This window comes from Larkinella fluvii (genome assembly GCF_051857545.1).
Lineage (GTDB): Bacteria > Bacteroidota > Bacteroidia > Cytophagales > Spirosomataceae > Larkinella.
On sequence record NZ_JBPZHB010000001.1, the window covers coordinates 97,850 to 112,854 of the forward strand.

10 protein-coding genes and 4 tRNA genes are annotated in these 15,005 nt (G+C 49.8%); all 14 read left to right on the forward strand.

Features of this window, described 5'->3' with window-relative positions; all coding sequences use genetic code 11:
* Window positions 1-3: 3 nt before the first annotated feature.
* The 14 genes from ACS5NO_RS00480 (at window position 4) to rpoC (ending at window position 14,933) form a co-directional block, all read left to right on the forward strand.
* Complete coding sequence (locus ACS5NO_RS00480; protein ID WP_439413388.1) at window positions 4-1,020, forward strand: outer membrane beta-barrel protein; 1,017 nt, start codon at window positions 4-6, stop codon at window positions 1,018-1,020.
* A gap of 186 nt (window positions 1,021-1,206) precedes the next feature.
* Window positions 1,207-1,292 (forward strand) — tRNA-Tyr (locus tag ACS5NO_RS00485).
* Window positions 1,293-1,374: 82 nt separating this feature from the next.
* Window positions 1,375-1,450, forward strand: a tRNA-Gly gene (locus ACS5NO_RS00490).
* 85 nt (window positions 1,451-1,535) lie between these two features.
* Window positions 1,536-1,607, forward strand: a tRNA-Thr gene (locus ACS5NO_RS00495).
* Between the two features lie 59 nt (window positions 1,608-1,666).
* Entirely contained in the window at window positions 1,667-2,854 is a 1,188-nt protein-coding gene (tuf, locus tag ACS5NO_RS00500; protein WP_114406419.1) for an elongation factor Tu, read from the forward strand.
* Between the two features lie 176 nt (window positions 2,855-3,030).
* A tRNA-Trp gene (locus tag ACS5NO_RS00505) sits at window positions 3,031-3,104 on the forward strand.
* 12 nt (window positions 3,105-3,116) lie between these two features.
* Entirely contained in the window at window positions 3,117-3,308 is a 192-nt protein-coding gene (gene secE, locus ACS5NO_RS00510) for a preprotein translocase subunit SecE (protein WP_114406418.1), read from the forward strand.
* Window positions 3,309-3,386: 78 nt separating this feature from the next.
* A complete protein-coding gene (gene nusG, locus ACS5NO_RS00515; RefSeq protein WP_439413389.1) occupies window positions 3,387-3,944 on the forward strand; it encodes a transcription termination/antitermination protein NusG in 558 nt (185 codons plus the stop codon).
* An 85-nt stretch (window positions 3,945-4,029) separates the two neighbouring features.
* Window positions 4,030-4,473 (forward strand): 50S ribosomal protein L11, encoded by a 444-nt coding sequence (rplK, locus tag ACS5NO_RS00520; protein WP_114406416.1) that lies wholly within the window; start codon window positions 4,030-4,032, stop codon window positions 4,471-4,473.
* 27 nt (window positions 4,474-4,500) lie between these two features.
* Entirely contained in the window at window positions 4,501-5,199 is a 699-nt protein-coding gene (gene rplA / locus ACS5NO_RS00525; protein WP_114406415.1) for a 50S ribosomal protein L1, read from the forward strand.
* Between the two features lies 1 nt (window position 5,200).
* On the forward strand, window positions 5,201-5,737 hold the full coding sequence (rplJ, locus tag ACS5NO_RS00530) for a 50S ribosomal protein L10 (RefSeq protein WP_114406414.1): 537 nt from the start codon (window positions 5,201-5,203) through the stop codon (window positions 5,735-5,737).
* A 94-nt stretch (window positions 5,738-5,831) separates the two neighbouring features.
* Entirely contained in the window at window positions 5,832-6,212 is a 381-nt protein-coding gene (rplL, locus tag ACS5NO_RS00535) for a 50S ribosomal protein L7/L12 (RefSeq protein ID WP_114406413.1), read from the forward strand.
* A gap of 200 nt (window positions 6,213-6,412) precedes the next feature.
* A complete protein-coding gene (gene rpoB, locus ACS5NO_RS00540; RefSeq protein WP_439413390.1) occupies window positions 6,413-10,276 on the forward strand; it encodes a DNA-directed RNA polymerase subunit beta in 3,864 nt (1,287 codons plus the stop codon).
* 328 nt (window positions 10,277-10,604) lie between these two features.
* The gene (gene rpoC / locus ACS5NO_RS00545; RefSeq protein ID WP_439413391.1) at window positions 10,605-14,933 is read left to right on the forward strand and encodes a DNA-directed RNA polymerase subunit beta'; all 4,329 of its coding nucleotides are present in this window, start codon (window positions 10,605-10,607) and stop codon (window positions 14,931-14,933) included.
* Window positions 14,934-15,005 lie beyond the last annotated feature (72 nt).

Consider the following 15,005-nt stretch of genomic DNA (forward strand, 5'->3'; position numbering starts at 1 on the left):
ACCATGAAATCCGTATTCACCACCCTCCTAATCCTGTTCGGTAGCTTGGCGTGGGCCGCTCCCGAAAGTCTGAAAGCCGATTCGCTGGTCATTTTATTCGGCAACAAAACCCGGCTGGTTATCCACTCCAACGACAAAGAAGGAATCCGGCAGTTGTCCAATTACGACATCAATAAAATTATCCGCGACATGGGCATGAAACTCGATTCTGCCAAAGCGGGGGAGACGTTCATTGTGATCGACGAAAACCGGGTGCAGCGGTATTTGCAGGATACGGTTTTGATTGTAACCCAGCGGGATGGCGAAGTGAGTGTTACTATCAAAGAATCGGACGATCGACGTTATGAGCGTTCGGATAACGACTCGGACTGGTCGAGCCGGAACCAAAACCGCCGTCGGAAAAAAGACAACTGGGAAGTGGGCGCCGAGGGGGGCGGTATTGGATTGAACAGCCTGCTTGAAAAGAGCGCTAATCCGAATTATCCCGCCGAAAGCTACCGGCTGCGGCCGTTGGGTTCCCGTTACATCAGCCTGGCTTTGAGCCAGATGCCGACCATTGCCCGGAGCCAGCACGTAGGTTTCAAACTCTATTACGGAATAGAAGTGTCGTGGAACAACTACATGTTTGAAAACGATGTTATTGCGCAGAAAGGGGCTGAGGGAATCGTATTTGCGGATGCCGGACGGGATTTAAAGAAAAGTAAACTGACGGTTTGTTCCGTGAATCTGCCGGTGGTGCCACGGCTCAGTTTTTACAACAGCAGTGGCCGTAAGATGGGCCATTTGGGTTTCGGTGGTTACGCGGGCTACCGGGTCGATAGCTACACGAAAATCAAAGAGCAGGATAGCAACAAAGAACGGCAGCACTCGAATTTTTACCTGAATGATTTTCGCTACGGCCTCATTGCCCACATCGGCATTGCCCGTACGAACTTCTTTATCAAGTACGATCTGAATCCAATGTTTCAGGACAACAAAGGGCCGAACGTTCGGGCGTTGAGTTTCGGAATTGGTTTATAAGAATTTCTGAAGGGCAAAACCGCCGTTGGCGCAGGCCAGTGGCGGTTTTTGTTTGTTACTAAATTGGTTCAGCTAAATTTATTTTAAGCGAATAGTTGACTTAGCAAAAAAAGCATGTAATTTTGCAACTCCGTTGGCAGAAGTGCTGGTTGAGTGACATCAAAAAGTGCTTTTTAAGGACTGAAAGGGGAGTTTCCAGAGTGGCCAAATGGATCAGACTGTAAATCTGCTGGCGTACGCCTTCGGAGGTTCGAATCCTCCACTCCCCACCAGGTAAAAGTGAAGTTAGTTTATAGTTTTGAGTTTATCGTTTCCGGTTGAAACGGCGGGCACTAAAATTAGAAACGAAAAAAAGCGGGAGTAGCTCATTTGGTAGAGCGGTAGCCTTCCAAGCTTCAGGTGGCCGGTTCGAGCCCGGTCTCCCGCTCCAGATAATGAATAGTGTATAATGAACATGACGAGTCAATCATTTTCATTCTGCATTATTCATTTTTCTTAGTTTTGCGTATACAAAAGCCGTTGTAGCTCAGTGGTAGAGCACTTCCTTGGTAAGGAAGAGGTCAGGGGTTCAAATCCCCTCAACGGCTCAGAAACGGCAAATTTCAATCAATTAAAAATAACCAGTTCAATTTAAGCTTTTCCAACAATGGCTAAAGAAAATTTTGACCGTTCCAAGCCGCACGTCAATATTGGTACGATTGGTCACGTTGACCACGGTAAAACAACCCTGACCGCTGCCATCACGAAAGTGTTGTCAGAAAAAGGTTTGGCCGAAAAACGCGACTTCTCGTCCATCGACAACGCACCGGAAGAAAGAGAGCGTGGTATTACGATCAATACCTCGCACGTAGAATATTCGACGGCAAACCGTCACTATGCACACGTTGACTGCCCAGGCCACGCTGACTATGTGAAAAACATGGTTACGGGTGCTGCTCAGATGGACGGTGCCATTCTTGTTGTGGCTGCTACTGACGGCCCAATGCCCCAGACCCGCGAGCACATCCTGCTGGCTCGTCAGGTAGGTGTACCTCAGTTGGTTGTTTTCATGAACAAAGTGGATATGGTCGACGATCCGGAACTTCTGGAACTCGTTGAAATGGAAATCCGCGAACTGCTGAGCTTCTACGAATACGACGGTGACAACATTCCGGTGATCCAGGGTTCTGCTTTGGGTGGTCTGAATGGCGACGCCAAATGGGTTGCTACCATCGAAGATCTGATGTCTAACGTTGACAGCTACATTCCGCTGCCTCCACGTCAGACCGAACTTCCGTTCCTGATGCCGGTGGAAGACGTGTTCTCCATCACGGGTCGTGGTACGGTGGCTACAGGTCGGATCGAACGCGGAATCATCAACTCTGGCGAGCAGGTTGAGATTCTGGGTATGGGTGCCGAAAACATGAAATCAGTTGTTACGGGGGTTGAAATGTTCCGGAAAATTCTGGACCGTGGCGAAGCCGGTGACAACGTAGGTTTGCTGTTGCGTGGTATTGAAAAAACCGATATCCGCCGTGGTATGGTTATTTGCAAGCCAGGCTCCGTAAAACCACACGCTAAATTCAAAGCGGAGGTTTACGTTCTGTCGAAAGAAGAAGGTGGCCGTCACACGCCATTCTTTAACAAGTACCGTCCACAGTTCTACTTCCGTACCACGGACGTAACGGGTGAGATCTCTCTGCCTGCAAACGTTGAGATGGTTATGCCCGGTGATAACATCACGATTGAAGTAGTCCTGATCAACAAAATCGCCATGGAGAAAGGTCTTCGTTTCGCTATTCGCGAAGGTGGCCGGACGGTTGGTGCAGGTCAGGTAACGGAAATCCTCGACTAATACAAGGCTATTGAAACAAGTGCATTTCTTTCGAGGAATGCACTTGTTTTTTCTGAATATTTAGTAACTTTGCAGTCCGTTTCGGCGGGCAAACCGGAACAAAGAGAAAAGAGCTAAGATAAAAGGCCTGATTCGCATCTTTTGTCTTACTTCTTTTCTCTTTCTTCTAACTAAACACGGGTGTAGTTCAAGGGTAGAATAGCGGTCTCCAAAACCGTTGATGGGAGTTCGAATCTCTCCACCCGTGCCAATCACATCACAGATGGACAAGGTTACCTCATTTCTGAAAGACTCCCTGGAGGAGGTTCAGCACAATGTTACATGGCCAAAGTTTGGCGATTTGCAAGCCAGCTCAACATTGGTCTTGATTGCATCGCTGATTTTTGCACTGCTGGTAGGAGGCATCGATTTTTTGTTTGAAAACGCGCTGAACCTTTTTTATCAGTCGTTTTGATGCCAGGTCATAATTGTCTCTGTGTGATTCGGAGTTGGTAATCATTCAGCAACAATTACAATTCGTAACGAATTCACGATGGAAAGCGGAATCAAATGGTATGTCGTCCGGGCCATTTCTGGCCAGGAAAAGAAAGTCAAGTCTTATCTGGAAAATGAAATTACCAGACAAGGGTTGGGTGACTTTGTTCCTCAGATTCTGATTCCGTCTGAAAAAGTATACGAAATGCGGAACGGAAAAAAGCGGGTTCGTGAGAAAACGTTCTTTCCGGGCTATATTTTAATTTCAGCCGATCTCTCCAACGGTGAAGTTTCCCACTTGATTACCAGCATGCCTGGTGTTCTGGGTTTTCTGGGAAATGCCAACGGCCCGACCAAAATACCGGTTCCGTTGCGACAGGCTGAGGTAAACCGTATTTTAGGGAAAGTCGATGAGGTAACTCAGGAAGTGACAACACCTACAGTATCGTTTATAAAAGGAGAGTCGGTAAAAGTGGTTGATGGCCCGTTCAGCGGCTTCATCGGAACCGTCGAAGAAGTGTTCGACGAACGGAAGAAACTGAATGTGGTGGTCAAAATTTTCGGTAGAAATACCCCTGTAGAGCTGAGTTACGCACAAGTAGAAAAGGAAAATTAACTGGCTATGCCCGAGACCATGCCGTCGTATGCTTCCCACTGGACGGACAGTCATTCGCAGGGCTTAGCGTAACAAACCAGAAGCAATGGCAAAAGAAGTAGTTGGCTACGTGAAATTGCAGGTGAAGGGTGGCGCTGCCAATCCCTCTCCTCCGATCGGACCAGCGTTGGGTTCCAAGGGTTTGAACATCATGGAATTCTGCAAGCAGTTCAACGGACGGACGCAGGATAAGGCAGGCATGGTCCTTCCGGTACTGATCACGTACTACAAAGACAAATCGTTTGAATTTGTCATCAAAACACCGCCTGCACCCATCCTGTTGATGGAGGCCGCCAAAGTCAAAACCGCGTCGGCCCAGCCGAACCGGAACAAAGTTGGCTCAGTAACCTGGGATCAAGTTCGGCAGATTGCTGAAACGAAAATGCCGGATCTGAACGCCTTTACCATCGAATCAGCGATGAAGATGATTGCCGGTACCGCCCGGAGTATGGGCATCACGGTATCGGGGAAAGCTCCCTGGGACAATTAATTTCAGCAGTCAAATTCAGAGAAGATAATGGGAAAATTGACTAAAAAACAAAAGGATGCTCTGAGCAAATACGAAGTTGCGAAAGAGTACTCATTGGCGCAGGCTGCCGAGATTTTAAAAACAATCTCGTATACGAAGTTTGACGCTTCCGTAGACATCGACGTTCGTTTGGGCGTTGACCCCCGGAAAGCGGATCAAATGGTACGGGGTGTAGCTACACTGCCGCACGGTACGGGTAAAACCGTTCGTGTATTGGTACTGTGCACACCGGATAAAGAAGCTGAAGCGAAAGAAGCGGGTGCTGATTTCGTGGGGCTGGACGAGTACATTACCAAAATCGAACAAGGCTGGACGGACGTCGACGTGATCATCACGATGCCGAACGTCATGGCTAAAGTTGGTAAACTGGGCCGGGTTCTGGGGCCGCGCGGATTGATGCCAAACCCGAAATCGGGTACGGTAACGCCGGAAGTAGGCAAGGCAGTTCGTGAAGTGAAAGCCGGTAAAATCGACTTCAAAGTCGATAAATTCGGAATCATTCACGCCGGTATTGGTAAAGTGTCGTTCGACCCGGACAAACTGGCCGAAAACGCACAGGAAATTATTGCAACCCTGTTGCGCCTGAAGCCATCGTCCTCAAAAGGTACGTATGTAAGAACGATTCATTTGTCAAGCACGATGAGTCCGAGTGTAGTAATTGATAAAACGACGGTATCAGGACTGTAACATGACACGGGAAGAAAAAGGAGCGATTATTGAGGAACTGAGCGAGAAGTTCAAGACGGTTCCCTACTTCTATATCACCGATGCCAGTGGCATGTCGGTTGCCGAAGTAAACAAACTGCGTCGGATGTGTTTCGACCAGGGTATCGAATACCGGGTTATCAAAAACACACTGATCCGGAAAGCACTGGAAACGCTGGAAACCGATTATGCTTCCTTTGATGAGGCTGTATTGACGGGATTCTCCGGTGTTATGTTCCACGCTGAATCGGGTAAAGTTCCAGCCAAACTGATCAAGCAATACCGCAAAGAAGCCGGTAATGATAAGCTGAAGCTGAAAGGCGCATCGGTAGATTACAGCCTGTTTATTGGTCACGACCAATTGGAGACGCTGTTGACACTGAAAACCAAGAACGAACTCATCGGCGACGTTATCGCCTTGCTGCAATCACCTGCCAAGAATGTTATTTCTGGTCTGCAGAGTGGTGGCAACAAACTGGCCGGTATCCTCAAAACACTGTCGGAGCGGGAAGCCGCCTGACGCAATACAATGCTCACGGACTAACGGCTAATCGCCCCGGTCCCTGGGTACAGTTTTAAATCAATTTTGTAACAATCTAATCAAGAATACGAAAATGGCAGATTTGAAAGCGTTCGCGGAGCAGCTTGTCAACCTGACGGTAAAAGAAGTTAACGAACTGGCTGCTATTCTGAAAGACGAATACGGCATCGAACCAGCAGCAGCAGCACCAGTAATGGTAGCCGGTGGTGGTGGCGGTGAAGAAGTGGCAGCCGCTCCTGAGAAAACGTCTTTTGACGTGATCCTGAAAGCAGCAGGCGCCAGCAAACTGGCCGTTGTGAAATTGGTGAAAGACCTGACCGGTCTGGGCCTGAAAGAAGCCAAGGAATTGGTTGATACAGCTCCAAAACCAGTGAAAGAAGGTGTTGCGAAAGACGAAGCCGAAGCGCTGCGCAAGCAACTGGAAGAAGCCGGAGCAGAAGTTGAAGTGAAATAACCCTGCTTGGGGCATCACATTCTCCCCCGGGAATAGGCCTGGCATCTGTCAGGTCTTTTCCTGTTTGGGGAGTTTTGCGCTGTACACGCGGGAAAGCAAACTATTTTCCTGTATATTACGTTGTCCGTTTACGCCCTTTTGTGTACCAAAAGTAAGCGGACGAGTCAATCTCGATCACTATAACTAAACGCAACGAAGTCTTGGCTACGAAAACAACCACGCGTATAAGCTTTGCGAAAATCAAACCAGTGATCGAATATCCGGATTTTTTGGATGTTCAGATACAATCTTTCCAAGATTTTTTTCAGTTAGACACCCCTTCTGATAATCGTTCGAAAGAAGGTTTGTTTAAAGTTTTTCAAGAAAATTTTCCGATTTCCGACTCCCGCGAAAATTTCGTGCTGGAGTTTATCGATTATTCGGTGGATCCCCCGAAATATTCGGTCGATGAGTGTATCGACCGGGGTCTGACGTATTCGGTGCCTTTGAAAGCTAAGTTACGGCTTTCCTGTAACGATGCGGATAACGAAGACTTCGAGACCATTGAACAGGAAGTATTTTTAGGAAATATTCCGTACATGACCGCGAAAGGTTCGTTTGTCATCAACGGAGCCGAGCGGGTAATTGTTTCTCAATTGCACCGTTCACCGGGCGTGTTCTTCTCCATGAGCAAGCACACCAACGGAACGAAATTGTATTCAGCACGGATCATTCCGTTCAAAGGATCGTGGATTGAATTCTCGACCGACGTCAACAATGTCATGTATGCCTACATCGACCGGAAAAAGAAATTTCCGGTTACGACGTTGCTGCGGGCCATTGGATTTGGTTCGGATAAAGAAATCCTGGATTTGTTCGGATTGTCTGAAGAGATACCGGCAACGCCGGCAAACCTGAAAAAAGTAGTAGGCCGTCGGCTGGCTGCACGGGTTTTGCGGACGTGGACGGAAGATTTTGTGGATGAAGATACGGGAGAAGTGGTGTCAATCAGCCGGAATGAGGTATTGATGGAGCGTGATTCGGTTATTGCGGCCGATCACATCGACACCATTACCGATTCAGGACAGAAGTCGATCATCCTGCACAAGGAGGATATGAACGTCGCTGATTACAACATCATCTACAACACCCTGCAAAAAGATAGCTCCAACTCGGAGAAAGAAGCGGTTGAGCAAATCTACCGCCAGCTTCGGAATACCGAGGCTCCGGATGAGCAAACTGCCCGTGAAATCATTCAGAGTTTGTTCTTCTCGGACAAACGATATGATTTGGGCGATGTTGGCCGCTACCGGATCAATAAAAAACTGGGTCTTGATGTAGCACCGGATACGAAGGTGTTGACGACGGAAGATATCGTTTCCATCGTAAAATACCTGATCGGTCTGATCAACTCCAAAGCCGTTGTCGATGATATTGACCACTTGAGCAACCGGCGCGTCCGGACGGTCGGTGAGCAATTGTACGCGCAGTTTGGCGTCGGTCTGGCGCGGATGGCGCGGACGATCAAAGAACGGATGAACGTTCGGGACAACGAAGATTTCAAACCGGTCGATTTGATCAATGCCCGGACCTTGTCCTCGGTCATCAACTCGTTCTTTGGTACGAACCAGTTGTCGCAGTTCATGGACCAGACGAACCCGCTGGCCGAAGTGACGCACAAACGTCGGATGTCGGCACTCGGACCCGGTGGTCTGTCGCGCGAGCGGGCCGGTTTTGAAGTACGTGACGTTCACTACACCCACTACGGTCGTTTGTGTACCATTGAAACGCCGGAAGGACCGAACATCGGTTTGATCTCGTCGCTTTGCGTCTACGCAAAGGTCAACAGCATGGGCTTTATCGAAACGCCTTACCGCATTATTGACAGCGGTAAAGTCGTGCCTGATATTCCGGTGAAATACCTGACTGCCGAAGAAGAAGATACGCATTATATCGCCCAGGCGAATACGCAGGTCGATCCGAAAGGGGTGCTGACGGGCGATCGGATCAAGTCACGTTTTGAAGGTGACTTCCCCATCTCGGAACCGTCGAGCATTACCTATATGGATATTGCGCCGAACCAGATTGTTTCGGTGGCTGCTTCGATGATTCCGTTCCTGGAACACGATGATGCCAACCGGGCCTTGATGGGATCGAACATGCAACGGCAGGCCGTTCCGCTGCTCCGCCCGCAGGCTCCGATTGTCGGAACCGGTCTGGAAGGACGCGTTGCGATTGATTCCCGCGCTCTGGTTATTGCCGAAGAAAACGGCGTGATCGAGTTCGTGGATTCGACCAAAATTGTGGTTCGCTACGATCTGGCCGACGATCAGCGGTTGATCAGCTTTGACGACGACCTGAAGACCTACAACCTGATTAAATTCCGCCGGACCAACCAGGATACCTGTATCAACCTGCGGCCGATGGTTCTGAAAGGTCAAAAAGTGAAAAAAGGCGAACCGCTTTGCGAAGGATACGCAACCGAAGGCGGTGAGCTGGCGCTGGGCCGAAACATGAAGGTGGCCTTCATGCCGTGGCAGGGCTATAACTTTGAGGATGCGATTGTGATTTCGGAGCGCGTTGTTCGCGAAGACATCTTTACGTCGATCCATATTGAAGAGTTTGAACTCGAAGTACGGGATACCAAACGTGGCGAAGAAGAACTGACGGCGGAAATTCCGAACGTTTCGGAAGAAACCGTGAAGAACCTCGACGAAAACGGGATTGTTCGCGTCGGTACGGAAGTGAAGGAAGGCGATATTCTGATTGGTAAAATTACGCCAAAAGGAGAAAGCGATCCGACGCCGGAAGAAAAACTGCTCCGTGCCATCTTTGGCGACAAAGCCGGTGACGTGAAGGATGCTTCCAAAAAAGCACCGCCGTCGCTGAAAGGTGTCGTCATTGATACGAAGCTGTTCTCGCGTCCGAACAAAGACGAACGCTCGAAGCACAAGGATGAGATCAAGGCGTTGATGAAACGGTATAGCCGGGAGTTGGTTGGTGTGCGCGAGCGCATGATCAACAAGATGTCGACGTTGCTGGAAGGGAAGACTTCGCAGGGAATCAACCACAAATTCGGCGATAACATCACGAGCAAGGGCGTTAAGTTTACCCGGAAGAACATTACGGACAACCTGTTCCCGGACAAAAACCCGTATCGTGACGAAAGCAGCTATTCCGTTCCGGAAGAAGTAAACTTGCTGGGTGACCTGTTGATCGAAGGATGGACAGATGATCCGCATACGAACAAGTTGCTGACCCAGATGGTTAAAAATTACAATAACCGTCGGAACGAAATCACCGGACGCTTCAAGCGCGAACGTTTTACGCTCGAAGTGGGTGACGAACTACCGGCCGGTATTGTGAAGCTGGCGAAAGTCTATGTTGCCAAGAAGCGCAAGCTGAAAGTGGGTGACAAGATGGCCGGTCGTCACGGGAATAAAGGGGTTGTAGCCCGGATCGTTCGGGATGAAGACATGCCGTTCCTGTCTGACGGATCGCCGGTCGATATCGTTCTGAACCCTCTGGGTGTACCTTCCCGGATGAACCTGGGTCAGATTTACGAAACCGTACTCGGTTGGGCCGGTTTAAAATTGGGTCGCAAATACGCTACGCCCATTTTCGACGGAGCAACGGAAGACCAGGTCGTTTCGGAATTGAATGATGCCGGGCTGCCTTCGTTTGGCCGTACGTATCTCCACGACGGGTTGTCGGGCGAACGTTTCGATCAGAAGGTTACCGTGGGTGTTATTTACATGCTGAAACTGGGCCACTTAGTGGATGATAAAATGCACGCCCGTTCGATTGGGCCGTACTCACTCATTACGCAACAGCCGTTGGGTGGTAAGGCACAGTTTGGAGGTCAGCGGTTTGGTGAAATGGAGGTTTGGGCGCTCGAAGCCTTCGGGGCATCGCACATTCTCCAGGAAATCCTGACCGTCAAATCCGATGATGTCGTGGGCCGGGCTAAAGCATACGAAGCAATCGTGAAGGGCGAAAATCTGCCGAAACCGAATATTCCGGAATCGTTCAACGTGTTGGTACACGAGCTGCGCGGTCTGGCCCTTGAGGTGACGATGGATTAATAAAAATGGTTTACCGGTCGGTTCAGTTGAATCGACCGGTATTACTAGTTCGCTGAACGGATTTGCATGTGTGACACCAAAACTCATAAATCCCTGAAAAAGCTACAAGTACACGGTTGAACATCCTCAATCTACGTGCTTGTTTTTTATGCATATGCGCTTTTACATTGCCAAAACCGGTTTTCTTTCTCTTCCTAAAAAGCGCAGGATGCTTTACGATCAGCTACATAACGTGTACAGTGTGTGCGGGCAATCACACCGGTGAATGATAGTTGCGTAAAAGTTGTTTAATCTAGTGGTGGTTAGCTTTTAAAAAATCCATACAAGTATGTCCTTTAAGAAGAACAAAAAACTCAACAGCGACTTTTCCAGGGTGCTGATAAGCCTGGCTTCGCCTGAGTCCATTCTGGAGAGTTCGTACGGGGAAGTGACCCAACCTGAAACGATCAACTACCGGACTTACAAGCCTGAGATGGGCGGTTTGTTCTGTGAGCGGATCTTCGGGCCGGTCAAAGACTGGGAATGCCATTGCGGGAAGTACAAACGGATTCGCTACAAGGGCATTATTTGCGATCGCTGTGGGGTGGAAGTAACGGAGAAAAAGGTGCGCCGGGAACGGATGGGACACATCGAATTGGTGGTTCCGGTGGCCCACATCTGGTATTTCCGGAGTCTTCCGAATAAAATTGGATACCTGCTCGGCCTTTCGACCAAGAAACTCGATCAGATTATCTATTACGAACGGTACGTTGTCGTTCAAACCGGTATCAAAGGGGAAGATGGTATTCAGGAACTGGACTTCTTGACGGAAGACGAATACCTGGATATTGTCGATAAACTGCCGAGTGGCAACCAGCTTTTGCCGGATTCTGATCCGCAGAAGTTTATTGCCAAAATGGGGGCTGAAGCCCTCGAAATGCTGCTGTCACGGGTGAAGTTGGACGAACTGTCGTACAACCTGCGCCACGCTGCGGCAACGGACACATCACAACAACGAAAAGCAGAAGCCCTGAAGCGGCTGAAAGTCGTTGAAGCCTTCCGGGATGCCAACACCCGCGTTGAAAACCGCCCCGAGTGGATGGTGATTCGCATGGTTCCGGTGATTCCGCCGGAATTGCGTCCGTTGGTGCCTTTGGATGGTGGTCGTTTTGCTACCTCCGATTTGAACGACTTATACCGCCGGGTGATTATCCGGAACAATCGTCTGAAGCGTCTGATCGAAATCAAGGCGCCGGAGGTGATTCTGCGGAACGAAAAGCGGATGTTGCAGGAAGCAGTCGATTCTTTGTTCGACAATTCCCGGAAAGTCAATGCGGTTCGTTCAGAAGGGAACCGGGCGCTGAAGTCGCTGTCGGATATGCTGAAAGGAAAGCAGGGGCGGTTCCGTCAGAACTTGCTCGGTAAGCGGGTCGATTATTCAGGTCGTTCGGTTATCGTCGTTGGACCAGAACTGAAACTGCACGAATGCGGTCTGCCGAAAGATATGGCGGCTGAACTCTTCAAACCGTTCATTATTCGGAAACTGATCGAACGCGGTATTGTAAAAACCGTAAAATCAGCGAAGAAAATCGTTGACCGGAAAGACCCGATTATCTGGGACATTCTGGAAAACGTACTGAAAGGACACCCCGTTCTGTTGAACCGGGCTCCAACGCTGCACCGTTTGGGTATTCAGGCTTTCCAGCCGAAACTGATTGAAGGAAAAGCAATTCAGTTGCACCCACTCGTCTGTACGGCATTCAACGCTGACTTTGACGGTGACCAGATGGCCGTTCACGTTCCGCTGGGACAGGAAGCCATTCTGGAAGCCTCGATGCTGATGCTGGCGTCGCACAACATCCTGAACCCGGCCAACGGCGCACCCATTACGGTACCGTCGCAGGACATGGTTTTGGGCTTGTACTACGTGACGAAAGGCCGCAAGAGCACGCCCGAGTATCCGATCATCGGCGAAGGCATGACGTTCTACGGGGCGGAAGAGGTGATTATTGCCATCAACGAAGGCAAAGTCTCGAAGCACGCGAATGTGAATGTCCGGACGAAGGTTCGGAACGAAAAAGGCGAGCTGGAAACGAAAATTATCGATACCGTAGCCGGTCGGGTTTTGTTCAACCAGTCTGTGCCGGAAGAAGTAGGTTATATCAATGAACTGCTGACGAAGAAAAAACTGCAGCAGATCATTTCGTATATCTTCAAGATTTCAGGTGGTTCGAAAACCGCCCAGTTCCTGGACGACATCAAAGAACTCGGTTTCCAGATGGCCTTCAAAGGCGGTTTGTCGATCGGTTTGAGTGACGTGAAGGTTCCTGATGCGAAAGAAAAACTGATTGGTGAAGCCAAACAGGAGGTTGAGTCGGTCTGGAACAACTACCTGATGGGTCTGATTACGGAAAACGAACGGTACAACCAGGTGATCGACATCTGGACGCGCGTCAACAGCCGGATCACCGAAACCCTGATGAAGCAGTTGGAAGCCGATCAGCAAGGATTCAACTCGATCTTTATGATGATGCACTCCGGAGCCCGGGGTTCACGCGAACAGATTCGTCAGTTAGGCGGTATGCGGGGTTTGATGGCCAAGCCACAGAAGAACCTGCAAGGTTCAGTCGGTGAAATCATCGAGAACCCGATCCTGTCGAACTTCAAAGAAGGCCTTGACGTATTGGAATACTTTATCTCGACGCACGGTGCGCGGAAAGGTTTGGCCGATACCGCTTTGAAAACGGCGGATGCCGGTTACCTGACCCGTCGTTTGCACGACGTTGCGCAGGATGTGATTATCACGGAAGACGATTGCGGAACGCTGCGCGGTCTCCAGATCTCGGCTTTGAAAGACAACGAGGACATCGTTGAACCATTGTCAGAGCGGATTCTGGGTCGGGTTACGGTACACGATGTCTATAATCCGTTGACGAAAGAACTGATTGTGGCGGGTGGTAGCGAAATCAACGAAGAAATCGCGGCTGCCATCGACGAAACCAGTATCGAAACCGTTGAAATCCGGTCGGTGTTGACGTGCGAAGCCAAGAAAGGCGTTTGCGCGAAATGCTACGGCCGGAACCTGGCAACGGGTCGCATGGTCGACATCGGTGAGGCCGTGGGCGTAATTGCTTCGCAGTCCATCGGTGAACCGGGTACGCAGTTGACGCTTCGGACCTTCCACGTTGGGGGTACGGCTTCAAACATCGCAGTCGATGCGTCCATCCGGGCGAAATTTGACGGGATGGTTCAGTTTGAAGAAATGCGGACTGTTGAATCGGTCGATAACGAAGGCAACCCGATTACGGTCGTGATGGGTCGTTCCGGTGAAGTTAAAATTGTCGATCCGGCTAATCCGAATCTGGTATTGATCAGCAATAACGTGCCATATGGTGCTTTCATGCGGGTTAAGGAAAACCAACTGGTGAAGAAGGGAGACGAACTTTGCGCCTGGGATCCGTATAACGCCGTTATCTTGTCCGAAATAACGGGTAAACTGGAATTCGAAGCCATCGAAGAAGCCATTACCTATCGCGAAGAGTTTGACGAACAAACCGGCTTCCAGGAAATGGTGATCATCGAAAGTCGGGATAAGACCAAAAACCCGGCGATTATGGTGAAAGGAACCAGTATTCTGCTGGAAGACACGACCGAGAAAAGCTATAACCTGCCGGTAAGTGCCCGTCTGGTTGTGAAAAACGGTCAGTCGATCAAAGCCGGTCAGCCGGTGGCGAAAATTCCGCGTAACGTCGGTAAAACCCGCGACATCACGGGTGGTCTGCCCCGGGTAACGGAATTGTTCGAAGCGCGTAACCCGTCGAACCCGGCGGTTGTGAGCGAAATCGACGGTGTTGTTACCTACGGTACGATCAAACGCGGTAACCGCGAAATCTATATCGAGTCGAAAGACGGAACGAAGAAAAAATACCTGGTGCCGTTGTCGAAACACATTCTGGTTCAGGACAATGACTTTGTTCGGGCGGGTGATCCGCTGTCGGATGGCGCCATTACGCCGTCGGATATTCTGTCGATTAAAGGGCCAACCGCGGTTCAGGAATACCTGGTGAATGAAATTCAGGAGGTATATCGTCTGCAAGGTGTGAAGATCAACGACAAGCACATCGAAGCGATTGTTCGTCAGATGATGCAGAAGGTTGAGATCATGGACGCTGGTGACACGATCTTCCTGGATATGCAATCGGTTGACAAATGGAGCTTCCGGACCGAAAATGACAAAATCATGAACATGAAAGTCGTCATGGATCCGGGTGATTCTGAAACCCTGAAAGCCGGTCAGATCATTTCCGTACGTCGTCTGCGCGATGAAAATTCGAGCCTGAAACGTCGGGATTTGAAACTGGTCGATGTTCGCGATGCCATGCCGGCGGTTTCACAACCGACCCTGCAGGGGATCACACAGGCGTCCCTGGGTACGGAAAGCTTCCTGTCGGCAGCTTCGTTCCAGGAAACGACCAAGGTGTTGAGCGAAGCGTCGATCCGTGGAAAAGCCGATTACCTCGAAGGCTTGAAAGAAAACGTGTTGGTGGGCCACCTGATCCCGGCTGGTACGGGAACGCGCCGGTACGCCAACATCATTGTCAATTCGAAAGAAGAATACGAAACGTTCGTTGAAACGCGTGAGAAATTTACGCGCAGCAAAAAACGCGAGACGGTTTAGTTTCGATCCATACTTGAAAGGTAAACAGGGTCAGGCCATTCGGTCTGGCCCTGTTTTTGTATAGATAAATGC

Bases quoted from the DNA above. Each gene is read 5' to 3' on its own strand.
- ACS5NO_RS00480 (WP_439413388.1), top strand. From the start codon at position 4: ATGAAATCCGTATTCACCACCCTCCTAATCCTGTTCGGTAGCTTGGCG.
- tuf (WP_114406419.1), top strand. From the start codon at position 1,667: ATGGCTAAAGAAAATTTTGACCGTTCCAAGCCGCACGTCAATATTGGT.
- secE (WP_114406418.1), top strand. From the start codon at position 3,117: ATGGACAAGGTTACCTCATTTCTGAAAGACTCCCTGGAGGAGGTTCAG.
- nusG (WP_439413389.1), top strand. From the start codon at position 3,387: ATGGAAAGCGGAATCAAATGGTATGTCGTCCGGGCCATTTCTGGCCAG.
- rplK (WP_114406416.1), top strand. From the start codon at position 4,030: ATGGCAAAAGAAGTAGTTGGCTACGTGAAATTGCAGGTGAAGGGTGGC.
- rplA (WP_114406415.1), top strand. From the start codon at position 4,501: ATGGGAAAATTGACTAAAAAACAAAAGGATGCTCTGAGCAAATACGAA.
- rplJ (WP_114406414.1), top strand. From the start codon at position 5,201: ATGACACGGGAAGAAAAAGGAGCGATTATTGAGGAACTGAGCGAGAAG.
- rplL (WP_114406413.1), top strand. From the start codon at position 5,832: ATGGCAGATTTGAAAGCGTTCGCGGAGCAGCTTGTCAACCTGACGGTA.
- rpoC (WP_439413391.1), top strand. From the start codon at position 10,605: ATGTCCTTTAAGAAGAACAAAAAACTCAACAGCGACTTTTCCAGGGTG.